General features: G+C 53.0%; 18 protein-coding genes. 8 read left to right on the top strand and 10 right to left on the bottom strand.

All coding sequences use genetic code 11. From position 1 onward, the window contains the following. Positions 1 to 3 precede the first annotated feature (3 nt). Genes EFO84_RS02885 through panP form a run of 4 tightly spaced genes read left to right on the top strand, consistent with a single transcriptional unit; the run spans position 4 to position 4,106 of the window. Positions 4 to 948 carry an ABC transporter ATP-binding protein gene (locus tag EFO84_RS02885; protein ID WP_127346563.1) on the top strand — a complete coding sequence of 315 codons (945 nt, stop codon included), beginning with the start codon at positions 4 to 6 and terminating at the stop codon, positions 946 to 948. Beyond that, complete coding sequence (locus EFO84_RS02880) at positions 948 to 1,721, top strand: ABC transporter permease (protein WP_127346562.1); 774 nt, start codon at positions 948 to 950, stop codon at positions 1,719 to 1,721. The genes EFO84_RS02885 and EFO84_RS02880 overlap by 1 nt, the downstream gene beginning before the upstream one ends. Continuing rightward, positions 1,721 to 2,422 carry a tRNA (guanine(46)-N(7))-methyltransferase TrmB gene (gene trmB / locus EFO84_RS02875; protein WP_127346584.1) on the top strand — a complete coding sequence of 234 codons (702 nt, stop codon included), beginning with the start codon at positions 1,721 to 1,723 and terminating at the stop codon, positions 2,420 to 2,422. Before EFO84_RS02880 ends, trmB begins: the two co-directional genes overlap by 1 nt. A gap of 34 nt (positions 2,423 to 2,456) precedes the next feature. Then, positions 2,457 to 4,106 (top strand): pyridoxal-dependent aspartate 1-decarboxylase PanP, encoded by a 1,650-nt coding sequence (gene panP, locus EFO84_RS02870; protein ID WP_127346561.1) that lies wholly within the window; start codon positions 2,457 to 2,459, stop codon positions 4,104 to 4,106. Here panP and panC read toward each other — a convergent pair. From panC to sfsA, 7 genes are all read right to left on the bottom strand, one after another. Further along, on the bottom strand, positions 4,103 to 4,939 hold the full coding sequence (gene panC, locus EFO84_RS02865; RefSeq protein WP_127346560.1) for a pantoate--beta-alanine ligase: 837 nt from the start codon (positions 4,937 to 4,939) through the stop codon (positions 4,103 to 4,105). The two genes, panP and panC, sit on opposite strands and share 4 nt — an antisense overlap. An 11-nt stretch (positions 4,940 to 4,950) precedes the next feature. Then, positions 4,951 to 5,748: a 3-methyl-2-oxobutanoate hydroxymethyltransferase gene (gene panB / locus EFO84_RS02860; RefSeq protein WP_127346559.1), complete on the bottom strand. Its 798-nt coding sequence runs from the start codon at positions 5,746 to 5,748 to the stop codon at positions 4,951 to 4,953. A gap of 34 nt (positions 5,749 to 5,782) precedes the next feature. Beyond that, positions 5,783 to 6,274, bottom strand: coding sequence for a 2-amino-4-hydroxy-6-hydroxymethyldihydropteridine diphosphokinase (gene folK, locus EFO84_RS02855; protein ID WP_127346558.1), 492 nt, complete (start codon positions 6,272 to 6,274; stop codon positions 5,783 to 5,785). After that, entirely contained in the window at positions 6,271 to 7,704 is a 1,434-nt protein-coding gene (gene pcnB, locus EFO84_RS02850; RefSeq protein WP_127346583.1) for a polynucleotide adenylyltransferase PcnB, read from the bottom strand. Before pcnB ends, folK begins: the two co-directional genes overlap by 4 nt. A gap of 92 nt (positions 7,705 to 7,796) precedes the next feature. After that, positions 7,797 to 8,645 (bottom strand): tRNA glutamyl-Q(34) synthetase GluQRS, encoded by an 849-nt coding sequence (gene gluQRS, locus EFO84_RS02845; RefSeq protein ID WP_127346557.1) that lies wholly within the window; start codon positions 8,643 to 8,645, stop codon positions 7,797 to 7,799. Position 8,646: 1 nt separating this feature from the next. After that, a complete protein-coding gene (dksA, locus tag EFO84_RS02840; protein ID WP_127346556.1) occupies positions 8,647 to 9,099 on the bottom strand; it encodes an RNA polymerase-binding protein DksA in 453 nt (150 codons plus the stop codon). 119 nt (positions 9,100 to 9,218) lie between these two features. Then, a complete protein-coding gene (gene sfsA, locus EFO84_RS02835; RefSeq protein WP_127346555.1) occupies positions 9,219 to 9,941 on the bottom strand; it encodes a DNA/RNA nuclease SfsA in 723 nt (240 codons plus the stop codon). Between the two features lie 69 nt (positions 9,942 to 10,010). On the opposite strand from sfsA, the gene pepB reads away from it, so the two are divergent. From pepB to mrcB, 3 genes are read left to right on the top strand one after another with little or no spacing between them, the layout of a single operon-like run. Further along, positions 10,011 to 11,300, top strand: a complete 1,290-nt coding sequence (gene pepB / locus EFO84_RS02830; protein ID WP_127346554.1) for an aminopeptidase PepB — start codon at positions 10,011 to 10,013, stop codon at positions 11,298 to 11,300. A gap of 8 nt (positions 11,301 to 11,308) precedes the next feature. Further along, a complete protein-coding gene (gene hrpB / locus EFO84_RS02825) occupies positions 11,309 to 13,774 on the top strand; it encodes an ATP-dependent helicase HrpB (protein WP_127346553.1) in 2,466 nt (821 codons plus the stop codon). Then, on the top strand, positions 13,771 to 16,053 hold the full coding sequence (mrcB, locus tag EFO84_RS02820) for a penicillin-binding protein 1B (RefSeq protein WP_127346552.1): 2,283 nt from the start codon (positions 13,771 to 13,773) through the stop codon (positions 16,051 to 16,053). The genes hrpB and mrcB overlap by 4 nt, the downstream gene beginning before the upstream one ends. Positions 16,054 to 16,086: 33 nt before the next feature. Here the strand turns inward: mrcB and hemL are convergent, their stop codons facing one another. The 3 genes from hemL to hemJ all read right to left on the bottom strand — a co-directional run bounded on the left by hemL (position 16,087) and on the right by hemJ (position 18,929). Continuing rightward, the gene (gene hemL / locus EFO84_RS02815; RefSeq protein ID WP_127346551.1) at positions 16,087 to 17,370 is read right to left on the bottom strand and encodes a glutamate-1-semialdehyde 2,1-aminomutase; all 1,284 of its coding nucleotides are present in this window, start codon (positions 17,368 to 17,370) and stop codon (positions 16,087 to 16,089) included. 27 nt (positions 17,371 to 17,397) lie between these two features. Then, entirely contained in the window at positions 17,398 to 18,411 is a 1,014-nt protein-coding gene (locus EFO84_RS02810; protein ID WP_127346550.1) for an aspartate carbamoyltransferase, read from the bottom strand. Between the two features lie 89 nt (positions 18,412 to 18,500). After that, positions 18,501 to 18,929, bottom strand: a complete 429-nt coding sequence (gene hemJ, locus EFO84_RS02805) for a protoporphyrinogen oxidase HemJ (protein WP_127346549.1) — start codon at positions 18,927 to 18,929, stop codon at positions 18,501 to 18,503. Positions 18,930 to 18,977: 48 nt separating this feature from the next. Here hemJ and EFO84_RS02800 point away from each other — a divergent pair, with 48 nt between their 5' ends. Beyond that, on the top strand, positions 18,978 to 19,712 hold the full coding sequence (locus tag EFO84_RS02800; RefSeq protein ID WP_127346548.1) for a DUF6776 family protein: 735 nt from the start codon (positions 18,978 to 18,980) through the stop codon (positions 19,710 to 19,712). Positions 19,713 to 19,720 lie beyond the last annotated feature (8 nt).

Below are 19,720 nucleotides of genomic sequence, written 5' to 3'. Positions count from 1 at the left end.
CCGATGAAAGCATTATCAATTCGTGGCTTACGTAAAGTCTATAAAGGTGGCGTAGAAGCCCTTAAAGGCATTGATTTGGATGTCAATCAAGGCGATTTCTTTGCCTTGTTGGGCCCCAATGGTGCCGGTAAATCGACCACCATTGGCGTCATCTCCAGCTTAGTGAACAAAACCGCCGGCACCGTCAGCGTGTTTGGCTATGACCTAGACACCCAGTTGGTCGATTTGAAACGCCAAATTGGGTTAGTACCGCAAGAATTCAATTTCAACCAGTTTGAGACGGTGCAACAAATTGTCGTCAACCAAGCCGGCTATTACGGTGTGCCACGCGATGTTGCTAAGCAGCGCTCGCAGCAATACCTGACCCAGCTGGGCTTGTGGGAAAAACGTAACAGCCCCGCTCGCACATTGTCAGGTGGTATGAAGCGCCGCTTGATGATTGCCCGCGCGCTATTGCACGAGCCGAAATTGCTGATCCTCGATGAACCGACTGCGGGTGTCGATATTGAACTGCGCCGCAGCATGTGGGACTACCTAGAGCAAATCAATAAGCAGGGTATTACCATTATTTTGACCACCCACTATTTGGAAGAGGCCGAGAGCTTGTGTCGCAATATCGCCATTATCGATGGCGGCAGTATTATTGAGAACACCTCGATTAAGCGCTTGTTAGCCACCTTAAATATGGAAACCTTTGTGCTTGATCTCGACCCGAACAGTGTCAGCGGCACAGTGACCTTGCAGGACTTCCAATGGCGCCAGGTTGATGACCATACCCTGGAAGTCGACGTACAAAAGAGCAAAGGGCTTAACAGCGTGTTCGCGCAACTGAGTGAACAAAACATCCAAGTACTATCGATGCGCAACAAAGCTAACCGCCTCGAAGAATTGTTTGTCAATTTAGTTGAGCAAGGCCGTCAGAGCGGCAGCAAAGCAGGAGCGAAGTAATGTCTGGGTTCAATAGCATTGCCTTGAAAACTATCTGGATCAAAGAGTGTACGCGGTTCTTGCGTATTTGGGTGCAAACGCTGGTGCCACCAGCAATTACCATGACGCTGTATTTCATTATTTTTGGCAGTATTGTCGGTTCCCGCATTGGTGAAATGGGTGGCCGCCCGTACATGGAGTTTATTGTGCCGGGGCTGATTATGATGTCAGTCATCACCAACTCCTATTCCAACGTGGCATCGTCATTTTTTAGCGCTAAATTTCAGCGCAACATTGAAGAAATGCTGGTAGCACCAGTATCTACCGCCGTCATTATTGCCGGTTATGTTGGTGGTGGTGTAGCCAGAGCGCTGGTGGTGGCGGTGATTGTCACGCTGGTAAGCTTTCTGTTCGTGGATAACGTGCAGTTGCATCATGGTGTCATTTTGGTACTGACCGTGATTTTGACCTCAACACTATTTTCACTAGCGGGCCTGATCAACGCGGTGTACGCCAAAACCTTTGACGACATTTCGATTGTGCCGACCTTTGTGCTAACGCCGTTGACCTATTTGGGCGGGGTATTTTTTAGCATTAACTTACTGCCTGGCATTTGGCAGACCATTGCCCAAGCCAACCCAATTGTCTATATGGTCAATGCCTTCCGTTATGGCTTCTTGGGCATTTCTGATGTGCATGTGGGTGTAGCCATGGGTGTGATTGTGTTGTTTAACCTAGCGTTTTTCGTCATCGCTTATCAACTCTTACAACGTGGCGTAGGTATCCGTTCGTGATCGATGAGTCACGTCCGGTTACCACCAATCAGCACGGCAACCATGATGATTTGGTGAAAGTGGTGATGCGCCATTTGCGTGCGCCCTTTCAAAAGCCCATTCAAGCCCATAACCGTGAAGCCTTTAATCAGGCTCAGCAGTTGCTGGCTGATTGGGATGGCCCGCTGATCCTCGATTCGTGTTGTGGCGTGGGTGAGAGTACCGCGTGGTTAGCGCGCGAAAACCCGGATGCCTTGGTCATTGGGGTGGATAAATCAGCCCACCGCTTAGCCCGCCACGCACATTATCAGGCCGCCGAGGCAGGTCACCGTTATCTGCTGGTGCGGGCTGATTTGATGGATTTTTGGCGCTTAGCCGTGGCAGCGCATTGGCAGCCCAAGCAGCATTATATTTTGTATCCGAACCCGTGGCCGAAGTCGGCGCATTTTAGTCGCCGTTGGCATGGCAGCCCGGTGTGGCCCTATGTGATTGGCCTCGGTGGCGAATTAGTGATGCGCTCCAATTGGGTGATGTATCTGACCGAGGTGGCGAGTAGTCTGGCGTTGGTCAATTGCGCCGCAACCCTGAGCCCATTGCTGCATCAGCATCAACCGATTACGCCGTTTGAACGTAAATATCAGCGCAGTCGGCAACAACTGTGGGAATTACGTGCCCAGTTACCCGAAGATGGTCGCTATTTTTCTGCAATAGAGGCAGAATAGTTGCCCGTTTTAGCTTTTAAACAAGGAATTGCGCTTGGCCAACGATATTTTCGCTGAAGTCAGTCAAGAAGCGTTACTGAAGATCTTCACCATTCCCGAGGCGCCTGATTCGACCCTCGGCAAGATCGAAAAGCATCTCTCTGAAAATCTCATGGGTTTTCTCGGTGAGCGCATTGTTGCGCGTGAAAAGCCCTTGCATGAAATTGAACAGGTATTCAACGCCAGCGAAATTCCTGAATTACCACGTTATGTATCGGACCATACCGAGTTCTTATTGAATAATTTGGTGGCGCATTCGGTGCATACCGCGTCGCCACGCTTTATTGGCCACATGACCTCGGCGTTGCCCTACTTTTTGCTGCCACTAGCGAAATTGATGGTTGGCCTCAATCAAAATCTGGTCAAAATAGAAACCTCCAAAGCCTTTACCCCACTTGAGCGCAATGTGCTCGGTATGTTGCACCATTTGGTCTATCAGCGTGATAGTAAGTTCTATCAGCGCTGGATGCATAGCGCCCAACACTCACTCGGAGCCATGTGTTCAGGCGGTACCATTGCTAACATCACCGCGTTGTGGGTGGCGCGCAACTTATTACTGAAACCTGAGGGTGAGTTTGCTGGTATCAGTGCCGAGGGTTTAGCCGCTGGGCTGGCGCACTATGGTTATAAGCGCTTAACTATTATGGTGTCAGAACGCGGCCATTACTCACTCGGTAAAGCTGCCGATGTGCTCGGTATTGGGCGACGTAATTTAATCGCCGTGGCCACTGACGAGAATAATCGTATCCGCGTCGATAAGCTGCGTGAAGCCTGTGCCCAAGTGGCTGCCGATGGCGGTAAGGTACTGGCGATTATTGGTGTGGCGGGTACCACTGAAACGGGTCACATTGACCCACTCATTGAGTTGGCCGATGTTGCCAGTGACGTAGGCGCTCACTTTCACGTTGATGCAGCGTGGGGTGGTGCCACCTTAATGTCGAATAATCATCGCCATTTGTTAGCCGGTATCGAGCGTGCTGATAGTGTGACTATTGATGCCCACAAACAAATGTATGTGCCCATGGGGGCAGGTATGGTGCTTTTCCGCGACCCGAGTATGGTGCGCGCTATTGAGCATCACGCCGAATATGTCATTCGCCATGGTTCGAAAGATCTTGGTGCGCACACTATGGAAGGCTCACGGCCGGGCATGGCCATGATGGTCTATTCAGCGCTGCAGGTGATGGGCCGCCAAGGCTTTGAATTGCTGATTGATCAGAGTATTGAAAAGGCTAAACTGTTCGCTAGGCTGATTGCTGAGCAGGATGACTTTGAGGTGATCAGCGAGCCGCAATTGTGCTTGCTGACCTATCGCTTTATTCCGGCCAAAGTGAAGCAGGTGATTGGCCGCGCCAATGCCGAGCAAATCAAACGCATTATGCCGCATTTGAACGCCTTAACCCGGTTTATCCAAAAGCGCCAACGCGAAACCGGCACCTCGTTTGTATCACGGACCAAAATTACCCCAGCGCAATACCATCGTGAACCCACCGTGGTGTTTCGGGTGGTATTAGCCAACCCATTAACCACCGCAGAGATGTTGCAAGAGATCTTAGCTGAACAGCGGCAGATTGCGGCCCAAGCCATGAGCCTGCGCTCGGCACTCTATACCGAGTTACGTGAATTAGGCCTGGTACGTGACTAACGCGTGACCTGTAGGTTATCGATCAGCCGGGTTTTACCTAAATAAGCGGCAACAACAATGACTAACTCGTTGTCGTTGCTGCTCGCTTCAGCCATATCATTGCGCCGCCGCACACTCAGGTAGTCAATCCGAAAACCACCTTGTTGTAACCGCTCTGTTGCTTCGGCTACCGCCGATTCAATGGCGCTACCCGCCTTGAGTTGCGCAGCGATAGTTTGCAATGTGGCATAAATCAGCGGTGCTTGCTGGCGCTCAGTAGCAGTCAAATAACCATTGCGTGAGCTCAACGCCAAACCATCTGCGGCACGTTCAGTGGGCATGCCGATCACCTTCACCGGTAAACTCAAATCTTTGCTCATCAGACGAATGACTTGCAGCTGCTGATAGTCTTTTTCGCCAAATATGGCTAGATCGGGTTGCACCATATTAAACAGTTTGGCAACGATGGTGGCGACGCCACGGAAATGTCCCGGGCGACTCGCTCCGCATAAAATATCGGAGATATCGGGTACTTCAATATAGCTTTGTTGGGCTAGGCCGCGCGGATACATATCCGCTACCGTTGGTGCAAATACCGCAGCCGCACCACGTTCAACCAAAGCTTGGCAATCAGCGGCAAAGGTACGTGGGTAGCTATCAAGATCTTCGTTGGCGCCAAATTGCAGCGGGTTAACAAAAATACTGACGATCACCGCATCGGCGCGCTGGCGACCTAGGTCGACCAGTTTTAAATGGCCTTCATGCAGGTTGCCCATGGTCGGCACAAAGGCTAACGAACCCTTTAGTTGTTTTCGCCATGCACGTAATTCTTCAAGACTTTTTAGTACTTGCATACACCGCTATCCTAACCACTAAAACTATGTTCTGGACCGGGAAAACTGCCATCTTTTACGGCATGGATATAGGCGCTCACGGCAGCGCTAAGTGAACCATGATCGGCTAAAAAGTTTTTCACAAACTTAGGTAGATAATCGCTGTTTAAGCCCAACATATCGTGCATCACTAAAATTTGTCCGTCGCAGTCAGGGCCAGCACCAATACCAATGGTCGGAATACTAAGTTGTTGGGTGATACGCGCGGCGAGTGAAACCGGTACACATTCCAGCACCAGTAATTGTGCACCCGCTTGCTGCAGGGCCAGTGCTTGGCGCAGGGTATTATCAGCCGCTGATTGCTCGCGCCCTTGTACTTTATAGCCACCCAATACATTGACCGATTGCGGTAGTAAACCTAGGTGGGCACAGACCGGAATACCGCGCTCTACCAAACCACGAATGGTCTCGACCAGCCATTCACCGCCTTCTAGTTTGACCATATTGGCACCGGAGCGCATGAGTTCAGCGGCGGAATCGTAGGCTTGCTGTGGGTTGCTGTAGCTCATAAACGGCATATCGGCCACCACAAATGCCTCGGGCGCACCACGGCGCACTGCCGCGGTATGATAGGCGACATCAGCAACGCTGACCGGAATGGTGGAGCCATGGCCCTGAACGACATTACCGAGGGAGTCACCCACCAACATGAAATCCATGCCGAGGCTGGCAAATAAGCGCGCAAAGGTCGCATCATAGGCGGTGATCGAGACGATCTTGTCACCGGCGGCTTTCATTTTGGTTAGGCTGGCAATACTTATAGCGGCCATGCGGCTCTCCTTACATGCGCGGAGCTTGATTGTATCAGCTAATTTTGACCAGGTCATGACCCGCTGCAGCGGCCTGTAGTTGCTGCCAAATCTGCGCTAGTGCGCGGCCATCGGGGAGGCATAAGGTCGGTTCAAGTTCTAGCAGCGGTACCAGCACAAAGTCCCGCTGGCACAGGCCAAGGTGAGGGATCTGTAGCTGTGCCTCGGCAATGGTGTCATCGCCATACAAGAGAATATCGATATCGAGGGTTCGCTCACCCCAGCGGCGCTGCCGTTGGCGGCCAAACTGCTGTTCTATGCGATGTGCCAGTTGTAGCAAAGCGGCGGGTGTCAGCAGCGTATCAGCTGCTACTACGGCGTTGACGTAATCCGGCTGATCGGTCGGGCCCATTGGCTTACTACCGTAAAACGAAGAGCAGCGCAGGTTGCGCAATTCAGGGTGTTGCTTAAGGGCGCTTACGGCGTCCCGCAAGGTTGCTTGCGGGTCACCTAAATTCGCACCGAGGCCGAGATAAATGCGCGTCATTCGCCCGCAGCACTGGGTTTACGGCGGCGCCGGCCACCGCGGCGACCGCGACGTTTTGGCTCACCGTCAGCGCGTGCGGGTTGCGGGCCGCGGGGCGCTGGGCTGGTGCGGTCACCGTCAGCATCGCTGTCACTATCGTGGTCACGCTGCGGAATCATTTGCGGCTGCAGCTTGTTCCAATACTCGGCTTGCTGTTGTAACTGTGCACGCTCAGCTGCTGGCGCAGTGGCGGCCCGTAACAGTAAGAAGTCGAATGCAGCACGGCAGCGCGGGTGGCCCAGAATACTTTGTAGGCGTTTGCCTTTGGCGCGTTCCATGCGTTGCTGTAACTGCCAAATTTCCCGTGCTGGAATGGTAAAGCGCTTCGGAATAGCAATACGCTGTACTTGCCGGCCAATCACGTCCGCGGCGGCTAAATTCATCGCATCAATCGGGCTAAAGCCACCTTCTTGTTGCAACTGCTCCATGCGTGCCTGTAATGGCCACCACAACAGTGCGGCAAACAGGTAGGCTGGGGTAATGCGCTGATCATTGCGGATACGGGTATCGGTATCGGCAAAGGTTTTTTGAATCATTTGATAGGGCGGTTGTTCCGGCGCATTTAAATAGCTTTTCAGCAGCGGGAATAATTGCTGGAACAACTGATAGTCACTGAGCATTTCAAAGTTAGCGACACCTTTGCCGGCGGCAAACAGCTTCAACACTTCATCAAATAGCCGTGCCGGCGGAATGTTTTGCAACAGAGGTGCGCATTCTTTCAGTGGTTTGCTGACGCTATCATCAAGGCGCATGTTGAGCTTGGTGGCAAAGCGCACGGCGCGGAGCATGCGCACTGGGTCTTCGCGGTAGCGCTCTACAGGGTCACCGATCATGCGCAGTACCCCAGCTTCGATATCGCGAACGCCGTTGGCGAAATCAACAATCGAAAAGTCAGCAATATTGTAATACAGCGCGTTTACGGTGAAGTCGCGGCGTTGCGCATCTTCGTCAATGCTGCCGTAAACATTGTCACGCACTAACATGCCGTGGTCGTTACGCTTGGACTTTTTGTCGTCGTGATGTTCATCGGCTTCATCGGTGTGGTGACCGCGGAAGGTCGCCACTTCAATCACCTCGCGACCAAAGACAATATGCGCTAAGCGAAAGCGCCGACCGACCAAGCGACAATTGCGGAATAAGTTACGTACCTGTTCCGGCTTAGCATTGGTCGCTACGTCAAAGTCTTTGGGGGTAATACCGAGCAACATATCACGCACACAGCCACCTACCAGATAGGCATCAAAGCCTTCATTGTGCAGGCGATACAACACTTTGAGAGCGTGTTCAGGAATTTGTTTACGCGAGATACTGTGGCGATCACGCGGGATCACCACGGGCGTGGCCAAAATATTGCGTGGCAGCGAGGTGGTGGTGGGCGTCGTGCGCGACATCATTCGCTTCGCTAACGCCTTCATGTGCTTGATAATAGTCAGTGCTCCAAAAGCTCAAAAAAACAGCCGCTATTGTACTCGTATGTGCGCCGTCATGGAAGCCAACGGCGTTGCCATTGCCGTGTCGCTTGTTGCAGGATGTCGTCGCGACTATTAGCGCCTTGTAACGGCAGTTGCAGATATTGGCAGGCTTGTTTTAATTGCCCCACCACCTGCAATGCACTGAGCGGCTGGGCATGATTCTGCTTACTGAGTTTACGGCCGTGGGCATCGGTGACCAGTGGCACATGGGCAAAGCGCGGTTGACGCTGGCTCAGTTGGCGCCACAACAACAGTTGCCAAGGGGTAGCGTCAATTAGGTCGGCACCGCGCACAATATCAGTGATCTGCTGGTCGATGTCGTCGACTACCACGGCCAGTTGGTAGGTAAACCAACCGTCGCGGCGAAACAGCACAAAATCCTCACCGGCAGCTTCTGTGTTCACTATGGTGTGGCCCAATAGACGGTCGGTAAAGGCGCCAATTGAACCGTCATTACGAAAGCGTATGGCATGTGTTGCAGTAGCAAGCTGACGGTTGCGGCAGTGGCCGTCATAATGCTGACCACGGGCTTTAATTTGCTGGCGGGTGCAATCACAGGCATAGGTCAGCCCAGCCTGTTGCAGTTCGTTTAAAACCTGCTGATAACGCGGCTTACGCTGGCTTTGCCACAGTACCTCAGGGTGCCAATGCAGACCATGATCATGCAGTTGTTCAAGGATAATTTCAGCAGCGCCGGGCACACTGCGTGGCTCATCAATATCTTCAATACGCACCAGCCAATCGCCCTGATGTACACGGGCATCTAAATAACTAGCGAGCGCGGCTACTAATGAGCCCAGATGGAGAGGCCCCGACGGCGTCGGGGCAAAACGACCACGATACGGCAATGCAGCGACCATGTTAGGCGCCAGTCATTTGCTTCTCTTTGATTTCGGCAAGGGTTTTGCAATCCACACAAAGATCGGCAGTTGGACGCGCTTCTAAGCGACGAATGCCGATTTCGATACCACATGAATCACAGAAACCAAAATCATCGGCTTCAATTTTCACTAAGGTTTTTTCGATTTTCTTGATCAGTTTCCGTTCACGGTCACGCGTACGCAGTTCTAAGCTGAATTCTTCTTCTTGCGCAGCACGATCAACCGGATCAGGAAAGTTTGCCGCTTCGTCTTTCATGTGGTGAACGGTGCGGTCTACTTCTTCGCGCAATTGCGCACGCCAAGTTTCCAGAATCTTGCGGAAATGGTCACGTTGGGCAGCGTTCATGTACTCTTCGCCAGCTTTTGGCTGGTATGGCTCCAAGCCCGCTTGTGCCAGAATACCATGGGTCTTCTTCACGGTTCCTTGCGGCATTTTGGATCTCCTCTATGAGACATTCGGTGAATACGTTTAGCACGTATTGCATTAAGGTTAAAAAGTACGCTTATTAAAAAGGTCGGTACATATACCAGAATCCAATTAGGGTGGCAATTTTATTTCGCCAAATGCACCGGTAAAACTGTAAGTGCTTGTATCTCGGTGGCACTGATTGCACATTTTAAGGCGTAGAATTCTACGCCAGCCGCCGCTGCTTGGTTCACCCAGCTCGCATAGTTCCGATCAATATGCGCCGCTGCGGCCACTTGGTTAATGGCGCTGTGCAGCACCACATACAGCACTACCGCTCGATGCCCTTGGCTGCGCATCTCAATCAAGCTGCGCAGATGATCACTGGCACGCTTACTGACGGTATCTGGAAACCACCCTTGCTGTGGTTGCTCGGCATCGGCCAAGGTGACACTTTTCACCTCAATAAATACTTGGCGCTGCTGACTGTCGATACCAGTCCAGTCAATGCGGCGCTTATCCGAGCCATAATTGACCTCCGCCTGCAGCTGTTGCAGTCGGGCTAAAGCCGGAATGACCCCAGCTGTCAGCGCCTCACCGGCAACAGTGTTGGCACGTTGGGTATTGACGCAAATCATGGCGCCGCTGGCGCTCTCGGCTAACTCCCAGGTATACGCATATTTACGTTTTGGGTTATCACTGTGACTGAGCCACACCCGCATACCGGGTTCAGCGCAACCGGTCATAGCACCGGTGTTGGGGCAATGTGCGGTGAGCTGTTGTGGCGGCGTAATTAGTTCTACATCAGCCAAGAAACGTTTATAGCGTTGGTGTAAAATAGCTGCGGTGAGGGGCTTGCTAAAACGCATTGTAAGCCTCATTGAAGTTGCATACGATGAATCATTGATAACCCGCAAACATACTGGGAGCTGTGCATTATGTCTACCGCATTATCTGTATTTTTGAGTACTGAAAAGCGTGCTGATAGCGCTTGGAAGGCTTCGGCGGCCGCCGTATTTACCGAGCAAGGAGCCAGCATTACCTTAGCTGCGAACGAAGCCGATAGCTTGCGTAAGATTCAGAAAGCCGGCCGTCAGCTCGATAACGCTGGGGTGAAGCAGGTCCAACTCAGTGGCGATGGCTGGAACCGCGAACGCCAGTGGGCGTTTAGCAAAGGCTTTACCGATACCCGCAGCCGTAATCATATTAGCTGGGCGAGCGATGCCAGTGAGCTGGATCAATTGCGTGATACCGCAGCTTGGGTGCGTGAGTTGGTCAACTTAGGCCCAGCGGATATTTATCCTGAATCGTTGGCAGAACGAGTGATTAGCAAGTTAACTAGCCTGGCGCCGCAGCATGTCACCAGCACTGTGATCAAAGGCGATGACTTGCTCAAGCATGGTTGGGTGGGAATTCATGCTGTCGGCCGCGCCTCCAAGCGCCCGCCGCTGATGCTGATCGTCGATTACAACCCCACCGGTAATGCCAATGCGCCGGTGACTGCCGCACTGGTAGGTAAAGGTATCACCTTTGATAGCGGTGGCTACAGCATTAAAGCCAACGAAGGCATGTACTACATGAAGTGTGACATGGGCGGTGCGGCTACGGTTGCTGGTGCGTTAGCGCATGCTATTACTCAGGGCTTGAACAAGCGTGTGCAGTTGGTTCTGTGTTGTGCAGAAAACCTCATCGACGGTCATGCCTTTAAGCTTGGCGATGTGCTGACCTACAAGAACGGCACCACGGTTGAAATCGTCAACACCGATGCCGAAGGCCGTTTAGTGTTGGCCGATGGTCTGCTTTACGCCGGTGAAGTTGGTGCTGAGCTAGTCATTGATGCTGCGACCTTAACCGGCGCCGCACAAACCGCAGTAGGTACTGAATACAACGCGTTATTTAGTGTTAACGATGAGCTGGCTGCCGCAGCCTTGCAATTGGCTAGCACCCAGCACGAACCTCTGTGGCGTTTACCACTGCAAAACTGGCATCGTGACAACTGCCCATCAGCTTTCGCCGATACCGCCAATAGCCGTCCGGTGAAAGGTGGTGGTGCCGGTGGTGCCAGTAATGCCGCGGGCTTTTTGTTGCGCTTTGCGCCGAACCAGGGGGCGCAGTGGTTGCATTTTGATATTGCTGGTGCCTACCACGCCAATGCCAATAGCCTGTGGCCAACTGGTGCGACAGCCTTAGGGTTCCGGACTATTGCTGCCCACTTGCTGAGCCGTTAACAGCTGTTATGCGCGCTGCCATGAGCGCCGAGCCATTACCTATTGTTGCGCTCATTCCGGCGGTGTTAGAGCAATTGCCGGGGTCACGGATGGTGCTTGAGGCACCACCTGGCGCCGGCAAATCCACGGCATTACCCTTGGCGTTGTTAGCCGCCGAGGCATGGCAAGGGCAACGCATTTTATTACTGCAACCGCGGCGTATCGCAGCGTTATCGATAGCGCGCTTCTTAGCCAGCCAGTTGGGTGAACACGTTGGCCAACAAGTCGGTTACCATGTTCGTGGTGACCAACAACAAAGTGCCGACACCCGCTTACTGGTGCTCACCGAGGGCATGTTCACCCAGTATCTGCAACGCGACCCTGAACTGCAGGGCGTTGGCTTGGTGATCTTTGATGAATTCCACGAACGCAATTTAGCCTCTGACTTGGGGCTGGCGATGCTGTTGGAAAGCCTGCAATTGCGACCCGACCTAGCGCTATTGATTATGTCGGCAACGCTGCCTGCCCAGGCTATTGCCGATTGGCTCAATGCCGTCGTGACAGTAAGCGATCACCAAACCAAAGTACTCAGCACCGCTGGTCGCAGCTATCCCGTCACCATTCACTACCGACCACCAACCCCACATAGCCCATGGTTAAGCCAAGTGCCCAGCGCCATTCATGAGGGGCTGCAGCTAGCGCAAGCCGGGGTGTTGGTGTTCTTACCCGGGCAAGCTGAGATTGAACAGGTAGCGGCGCAGTTGGGTGAGATCCCAGGTGTCATGGTGTTGCAGTTATATAGCCAATTACCGCTAGCGCAGCAGCAGCTCGTATTGCAAGCGCCAGAGCAGGGTGAGCGGCGCGTCATTCTCGCCACCAATATCGCTGAAACCAGTTTGACCATTGCTGCTATCGATGTGGTGGTGGATTGCGGCCGCGAACGCTTGGCGCAGTTTTATCCCCAGCATGGTATTAGTCGGCTGCTGACCCGTCGTATTAGCAAGGCTTCGGCGACACAACGGGCCGGCCGCGCAGGGCGGGTACAAGCCGGGCATTGCATTCGCTTATGGGGCAGTGCCGAACAAGCTGGGCTGCGCGATTATCAGGCCGCCGAAATAGAGACCGCTGATCTGAGCGACTTTTTATTAGAGTGCAAGCGCTGGGGCAGCGAACCACAGGCGCTGCACTTTTATAGCCCGGCCAATCAGGCACATCTAGCCGCTGCCCAACAATTATTGCAGGGGCTGGCTATTTGTCATGAGCACGGTGGCTTAACCCAATTAGGCCAGCAACTGGCTGAGTTTGCTGGCGATGTGCGGCTAGCACGTATTGCCGTATGGGCCAAGCAACAACCAGCCCCGGTGCGTGCTGGCATGGCCCTGTTGCTGGCGCAGTTAGAGCAAGCCACTGTCCATGCCAGTAGCTTTCCGTTACCCCCACAACACTTACCGGGGGCGGTGAAACAGCGCTGGCAACACTGGTTGCGGGTATTGCGGGCGCAGCCTAGCGACCTCAACCTTGAGCAATTACCCTTGGCTGATTTGTTATGGGGCTTTGCCGATCGGCTGGCTCAGCGGCGCGGTAGCAGTGACCGCTATTTGCTCAGTTATGGCGGCGGTGCACGCTTTCATGATGTGGATACCCAAGCTCGCAGTGACTGGTTGCTGGCGCTCGGTTTAAGCTTGTCGGAACAACAGGCTGATGCACTGATTCGGCTGGCTATTCCGCTTAGCACGGCCGACCTTGATCATCCAGCGTTGCAGCGGGTGCAGGAGCAGCAGGTTGAATTGCTCGGCCCGCAGCAGCGCCTGCAACTGGTAGAACGTGAGCGTATTGGTGCCATTGTGCTGTCGCAACGGCCCAGTAAGCAGCCGATCTCAGCCGAGTTACGGCTACAAGCCTGGTTGGATTTAACCCGTCAACATGGGCTGGCGCTATGGCAGTGGTCGGCGACAGCGCAGCAATGGCTGGCGCGGGTGCGGTTAGTCAGTGCGGTACAGCCAGAGCTTTGGCCAGACTTTAGTGAGGCAGCGCTGTTACAGCAACTCGAGCAGTGGGCTGCGCCCTATTGGCAGACCATCACCAGCGCCCAGCAATTACGCCAATGGTCGCCGCTACCGGCATTGCAAGCGCGGCTCAGCTATGCCCAGCTACAGCAGTTGGAGCGTGAATGCCCGAGTCATTGGCAAGCTCCCAGCGGGCGTACTCACAGTATTGATTACAGCCAAGCGCAACCGCTGGTGGCAGTGAAGCTGCAAGAAGTTTTTGGTGAGCCGGTATCGCCCACTATTTGCTATGGTCAGCTAACGCTTACCATAGATTTACTCTCGCCAGCCGGCAGATTGTTGCAACGCACTGCTGATTTAGCTAGTTTCTGGAGTAATGCGTACCAACAGGTCAAAAAGGAAATGCGCGGCCGTTACCCCAAACATCCGTGGCCCGATGATCCGCTGCAAGCGCGCGCCAGTCATTTAACCAAGAGACACCTTGAATGAGTAAAAAAAACACGCCACCTAAGCCGTCACGTTGGCGTTATGTGTTGATTACCGGTAGTAAAGTCAGCCTGGTGCTACTGGTACTGCTCGGTGGTTATTTGATTTATTTAGATAGTACCTTAACCGAGCGCTTTCGCAGCAGTCGCTATGAGGCACCGGCCTTAGTTTATGGTCGTGCCTTGGTACTCACGCCGGGCGCGGCGCTTACCATGGCGGCGGTTGAGCGTGAACTGACCTTGTTGCAATATCAGCGCGTGGCGCAGGTGGTTGATAGCGGCCAGTATAGTGTCAGCGGGCCAACCATCACGCTGTATCGGCGGCCTTTTGATTTTGTCGATGGACCGGTGATGGCGCAGCATCTGCGCTTGGAGTTTCAAGGGTCACGGCTGCAACGCTTAATCAGTTTGCCCGATCAACGACCGCTAACAGCGCTGCGATTAGAGCCGCCGTATCTGGGGCGCTTGGCGGGTGGCAATCAAGAAAACCGCCTATTGGTGGGGCTGGAGTTAGTCCCCGACCTGTTGGTGGAAACTTTATTACTGGTGGAAGATCGCGATTTCTACCACCATGGCGGCATCTCACTGACCTCTATTGGTCGTGCTGCGTTGGCCAACTTAGCCGCCATGCGCACGGTACAAGGCGGCAGCACACTCACCCAGCAACTGGTTAAAAACCTCTATCTGACCCGCGAAAAGACGCTGTGGCGCAAGGCTAATGAAGCGCTGATGGCAGTGATATTGGATTATCGTTTCAGTAAAAATGAAATTTTAGAAACCTATTTTAACGAAGTGTATTTTGGCCAAGATGGCGGTTCGGCTATTCATGGTATTGGGCTGGCCAGCCAATTTTATTTTGCCAAGCAGGTACAGCAACTTGAAGCGGCAGAGATTGCGCTGTTAGTGGCCATTATCAAGGGCCCGTCCTACTACAATCCACGCCGCTATCCAGAGCGTGCGCAGCAGCGCCGTGATTGGGTGCTACAACTGATGGTCGCCGAGAACTTACTGAGCCAGCGTGACTATCAGCAGGCGCTGGCGCAACCCCTAGTAGAGCAACAGCGTAGCCGACTGACGCAACAACCGGCAGCGCATTATTTAGAGCTGGTGCAGCAAGAATTGAACGCACTCACGCTACCGGCTAATTGGAGCCAGCAGGGTTTGCGGGTATTTACCTATTTGGACCCATGGGCGCAACAATTGGCGCAGCAGGCACTGGCCAGCCAACTGCCGCTGGTCAGCAAAGATACGCAGCTGCAAGGCGCGGTGGTGATTGCTGATCACCAGCAAGCCGGTATTTGCGCTGTGGTAGGCGATCGTGATGGCCAGCGGGTTGGCTTTAATCGTGCACGTGACGCACTGCGGCCCATCGGTTCATTGCTAAAACCGATGATTTACGCCGCCGCGCTAGAACCCAGCGGTGGCTATGATTTAGCGTCGTTTTTGGATGATTCGCCAGTCAGCATTAGCAGCCCAAATCAACCCGATTGGCAGCCGCAGAACTATGATAGCGAGTATCGCGGCATGTTGATGCTGTACGATGCCTTGGTGCAATCACGCAATATTCCGGCGGTGCGCTTGGGTTTAGATATCGGCCTACCGACCTTGGTGGAAAAGCTTCAGCAAGCTGGCGTAAGCTCTCCCATTGCTGCGGTACCAGCGTTAACCTTGGGCGCGGTGGAAGTTTCCCCGCTGATGATGACCGAAGTCTACGCTATGCTGGCGCAACTCGGGCAGCATCGGCCCTTAGCCACAGTCGCGGCAGTCACCAACCACCAAGGGCTACCCTTGTATCAGCGTAAATTAACCACGCCAACCCAAGTCTTTAGTAACGAGGCCAGTTATTTGGTGAACCATGGCTTACAGGGGGTGATCACTATGGGCACCGGGCGCAAGTTAGGTGAGCGTTTTGCTGGTCACCAATTAGCTGGTAAAAGCGGTACCACTAACGATTATCGTGATAGTTGGTTTATCGGTTATGACGGCCAGCATGTGGTGACCGTATGGTTGGGGCGCGATGATAATCAGCCGATTGGCTTGACCGGCAGCAGTGGTGCGCTTCCGGTAGTGAGCGAGGTGTTTGCCGGGCTGTCGGTGCAGCCATTTGACCAGTTGTTACCGAGCGGGCTAAGCATGGCCGCATTTCACCGCCAAACCGGTGCTCGGGTGCCACTGAATTGTGACCAAGCGCTGCGCTTTCCGGCACGGCCGCAGCGGCTGCCAGAAAACCTCGGTTGTGATGGTCAAATTGAAGACAAATCATGGTGGCAGCGCTGGTTTTAGCCAGCGCTGCACTAGTGCAAAAAGCAATAACCTTTACTTTAACAGCGCGAAGGCTTTTTCGGCCGCAGCAAGCGTCGCTTCAATATCGGCATCGCTGTGGGCGAATGACATAAAGCCCGCCTCAAAGGCTGATGGTGCTAAATACACGCCTTGTTGCAACATGGCGTGGAAGAAGGTCTTAAAGTGTTCAACATTGCATTCAGTGGCTTGCTTGAAGCTGGTGACCTGTTTGGCTTCAGTGAAGAATAGGCCAAACATGGAGCCAGCGCGGTTGGTCGTAAAGGGCACCCCAGCTTTATCGGCAAGTGCTTGCAGACCATCAACCAGTTTATCCACGCGCGCATACAAGCCCGGATAAAGTTCCGGATTATCCAACTGTGCTAAAGCGGCTAAACCGGCAGCCATGGCCACTGGGTTACCCGACAAGGTACCGGCTTGATAGACCGGACCAATGGGGGCGATAAAGTCCATGATGGCGCGTTTACCACCAAAAGCACCCACTGGCATGCCGCCGCCAATCACTTTACCTAAACAGGTCAAGTCTGGGGTGACGCCGTAGAATTCTTGGGCACCGCCACGAGCGACGCGGAAACCGGTCATTACTTCATCAAAAATCAGCACGCTACCATACTGGTCACAAATAGCGCGCAGGCCTTCGAGAAAGCCCGGTGCGGGCGGAATACAGTTCATATTGCCGGCCACCGGCTCAACAATAATGGTGGCAATTTGGTCTCCCAGTTCAGCGAAAATCTGCTCCACCGAGGCTAAATCGTTATAGGTAACTGTTAGTGTGTGCTTGGCAAAGTCGGCCGGGATACCCGGTGAGTTCGGTACGCCCATGGTCAGTGCGCCAGAGCCGGCTTTCACTAACAAGGCGTCGGCATGACCGTGGTAGCAGCCTTCAAATTTCAAAATTTTGTCGCGCCCGGTATAACCACGCGCTAAACGAATCGCGCTCATGGTCGCCTCGGTACCAGAATTCACCATGCGGACTTTTTCGATAGACGGCACAATATTCTTGATGCGCTCAGCCATGGTGATTTCAATAGCTGTTGGCGTACCAAAGCTCAAGCCACGCTCAACCGCTTTGATGGTCGCCTCGCGAATGGCCGGGTGATTATGGCCTAAAATCATTGGCCCCCATGAGCCAATGTAATCAATGTAACGAATGCCATCGGCATCGAACATGTAGGCACCGTCGGCGCGCTCCATAAAAATTGGTGAACCACCCACCCCATTGAAGGCACGAACTGGTGAGTTTACCCCACCAGGAATACTGTGTTGGGCTTGGGCAAATAACTGTTCTGAGCGAGACATCGCGTTCCTCTTTTTTCGGTTGACCTATTACAGGTTAGGCTTGTCGCTGAACCAATTGACGGTGCGATCATAGTTTTCGACCTGCTCCGCAACCCCGAGGGTTAACGCAAACAAAGCCATGCGGATCAATACACCGTTATCAGCTTGTCGGAATATGGCTAGATTCGGGTTTTGGTTCAGATCATTGTCTAATTCATTGGCTTCAGCGCGCGAATCACGCGGTAACGGGTGCATGATCACGGTATTCGGCTTGAAGTGCTTGGTATAAATGTCGCTATTGAGCCGGAAGCGGCCACGGTACTGATTAGCCTCTTCGACACTTTCAAAACGCTCTTGTTGAATGCGCGTTTGGTACAAAATGTGGGCATCCGAACTCTCACTCACTTGGTCGGTGATGGTGACTTGATGACCAGCTTTTTCAAGCACCGCCAACACCGATTCTGGCATCGCCAGCTCGCGCGGTGAGATAAGGGTAAAACGCACATTCGGATACAACGCCAGAAGTCGCGACAGGGAGTGCACGGTACGGCCAAACTTGAGGTCACCCATCATACAAATGTGCAGGCCATTGAGGCTAGTGCCGTGATAGGCCAATTCTTTTTTAATGGTGTATAGGTCGAGCAGGGCTTGGGTGGGGTGCTCATTGGCACCGTCGCCGCCATTTATCACCGGCACCCGGCTGCCTTGGGCAAATTCTGCCACCGAACCGGATTTTGGGTGGCGCATGGCGATGATGTCGCTGTAGCTGCTTAAAACCCGTGCGGTATCGTACAGTGACTCGCCTTTACTGAGTGCCGAACTTTCCATGCCGGTGGTTTCACGCACTTCTCCGCCAAGTAAATTAAAGGCGGTACCAAAGCTCACCCGAGTACGGGTAGAGGGTTCAAAAAATAGGTTGCCGAGAATCGCACCATCAAGCACTGTGGTGCGCTTTTGTCGTCGCGCATAGGGCTGCATGCGGTCGGCAATTTGGAAAATATAGTCGATACTATCGCGATCAAATTGCTCGACAGAGAGGATATTTGCACCGGTGAAATTCATCGTGGACTGGCCCTGCAGTGAGTGAAACACTGGACCGGTACTTTAGCAGAAATAGCCACCAAAAAGAATGCTTGGTGGCTATTTGCTGGTTAAAACGGTTTCAAAATAGCAAGGATGATAATAGCGAACAGCGCTAGCACCGGAACCTCGTTAAAGATGCGGTAAAATTTATGGCTGCGGCGGTTACGATCATGGTAAAAATCAGCCAACAGTTTGAAGCAATAACCGTGATAGACATAGAGCAGCGCAACCAGCACTAACTTGACATGCATCCAGCCACTGGCCTGCCACCACGCCACTCCATAGCTGTAAATCAATAAGGCGCCGAATATCAGCGTCAGCAGCGCGAATGGCGTGACAAAAAACAGTAAGCGGCGTTCCATAACTTTTAATTGCGCGCTGACTTCGGCCGATTCCGTCTGCGCATGGTAGACAAACAAGCGCGGAAGGTAAAAAATACCAGCAAACCAAGCGACCATAAAAATTAGGTGCAGGGCTTTATACCATAAGATTTCCATTGCAGATTCCTGTAGCATGAAGGCGTCATCATCATAAGAACTCAGAGCATGAATGAGAAGCGAAAATTACCCGATTTAGTCCGTTTACATCGCAGTGTGCAGTGGCTACTGCTCGTGGTGGTGTTATTGATTGGTGGGTTAAGCGGTTATTTAGGCGGTAATTGGCAGGTATTGGTGCTGCAAGACAAGGTGGCGCAACTGCAACAGCAGATCACTGAGCTCTATGAGCGTTCCGAGCAATTTGATTATCAGCAGCACATTGCCCAAGTTGAGCTCGGCATTGAGCGAGCCGCGGCAACCAGCCTACAACAAGAATTACTCGCCGCCCAAGATGAAAACTTTGCCTTGCGGCGCGAGTTAACCTTCTATCAGAAAATCATGTCACCGGAGAACGAAGCCAGTGGTGTGGTGATTGACTCACTTGAACTGCAGCCTAGTCGGCAAGCTAATACCTATCATTTTCGCTTGGCTTTGGTGCAAACCGAAAGGCAGCGTAATTTGATCTCCGGAACGGTGACGATTCGTCTGCGTGGTCGTCAGGACGGTACCCCAAAAGAATTCGATCTGCAAAGCCTCGCTGCCATTGAAGCCAAAGATCGGCAATTTAGCATGCGTTACTTTACTGTGCAGGCCGGTACCTTCGTGGTCCCCGATGGCTTTGTTGCCGAACGTATCGACGTTGAGGTAACGATCAAAGGTGCCGGTAATCAGCCACTGGCACGTAGCTTTTTTTGGGAGCAGTTGTTGAACGCACCGGCAACCGAGGCTGAGAACAATACTTGACCCTTTTA

This window comes from Pseudidiomarina mangrovi, from assembly GCF_003999375.1.
GTDB classification, from domain to species: Bacteria; Pseudomonadota; Gammaproteobacteria; order Enterobacterales; family Alteromonadaceae; genus Pseudidiomarina; species Pseudidiomarina mangrovi.
This window is presented reverse-complemented; position numbering and strand designations above follow the sequence as displayed.

Bases quoted from the DNA above. Each gene is read 5' to 3' on its own strand.
- EFO84_RS02885 (WP_127346563.1), top strand. From the start codon at position 4: ATGAAAGCATTATCAATTCGTGGCTTACGTAAAGTCTATAAAGGTGGC.
- EFO84_RS02880 (WP_127346562.1), top strand. From the start codon at position 948: ATGTCTGGGTTCAATAGCATTGCCTTGAAAACTATCTGGATCAAAGAG.
- panC (WP_127346560.1), bottom strand. From the start codon at position 4,939: ATGCAAGTACTAAAAAGTCTTGAAGAATTACGTGCATGGCGAAAACAA.
- panB (WP_127346559.1), bottom strand. From the start codon at position 5,748: ATGGCCGCTATAAGTATTGCCAGCCTAACCAAAATGAAAGCCGCCGGT.
- folK (WP_127346558.1), bottom strand. From the start codon at position 6,274: ATGACGCGCATTTATCTCGGCCTCGGTGCGAATTTAGGTGACCCGCAA.
- pcnB (WP_127346583.1), bottom strand. From the start codon at position 7,704: ATGTCGCGCACGACGCCCACCACCACCTCGCTGCCACGCAATATTTTG.
- gluQRS (WP_127346557.1), bottom strand. From the start codon at position 8,645: ATGGTCGCTGCATTGCCGTATCGTGGTCGTTTTGCCCCGACGCCGTCG.
- dksA (WP_127346556.1), bottom strand. From the start codon at position 9,099: ATGCCGCAAGGAACCGTGAAGAAGACCCATGGTATTCTGGCACAAGCG.
- sfsA (WP_127346555.1), bottom strand. From the start codon at position 9,941: ATGCGTTTTAGCAAGCCCCTCACCGCAGCTATTTTACACCAACGCTAT.
- pepB (WP_127346554.1), top strand. From the start codon at position 10,011: ATGTCTACCGCATTATCTGTATTTTTGAGTACTGAAAAGCGTGCTGAT.
- hrpB (WP_127346553.1), top strand. From the start codon at position 11,309: ATGCGCGCTGCCATGAGCGCCGAGCCATTACCTATTGTTGCGCTCATT.
- mrcB (WP_127346552.1), top strand. From the start codon at position 13,771: ATGAGTAAAAAAAACACGCCACCTAAGCCGTCACGTTGGCGTTATGTG.
- hemL (WP_127346551.1), bottom strand. From the start codon at position 17,370: ATGTCTCGCTCAGAACAGTTATTTGCCCAAGCCCAACACAGTATTCCT.
- EFO84_RS02810 (WP_127346550.1), bottom strand. From the start codon at position 18,411: ATGAATTTCACCGGTGCAAATATCCTCTCTGTCGAGCAATTTGATCGC.
- hemJ (WP_127346549.1), bottom strand. From the start codon at position 18,929: ATGGAAATCTTATGGTATAAAGCCCTGCACCTAATTTTTATGGTCGCT.
- EFO84_RS02800 (WP_127346548.1), top strand. From the start codon at position 18,978: ATGAATGAGAAGCGAAAATTACCCGATTTAGTCCGTTTACATCGCAGT.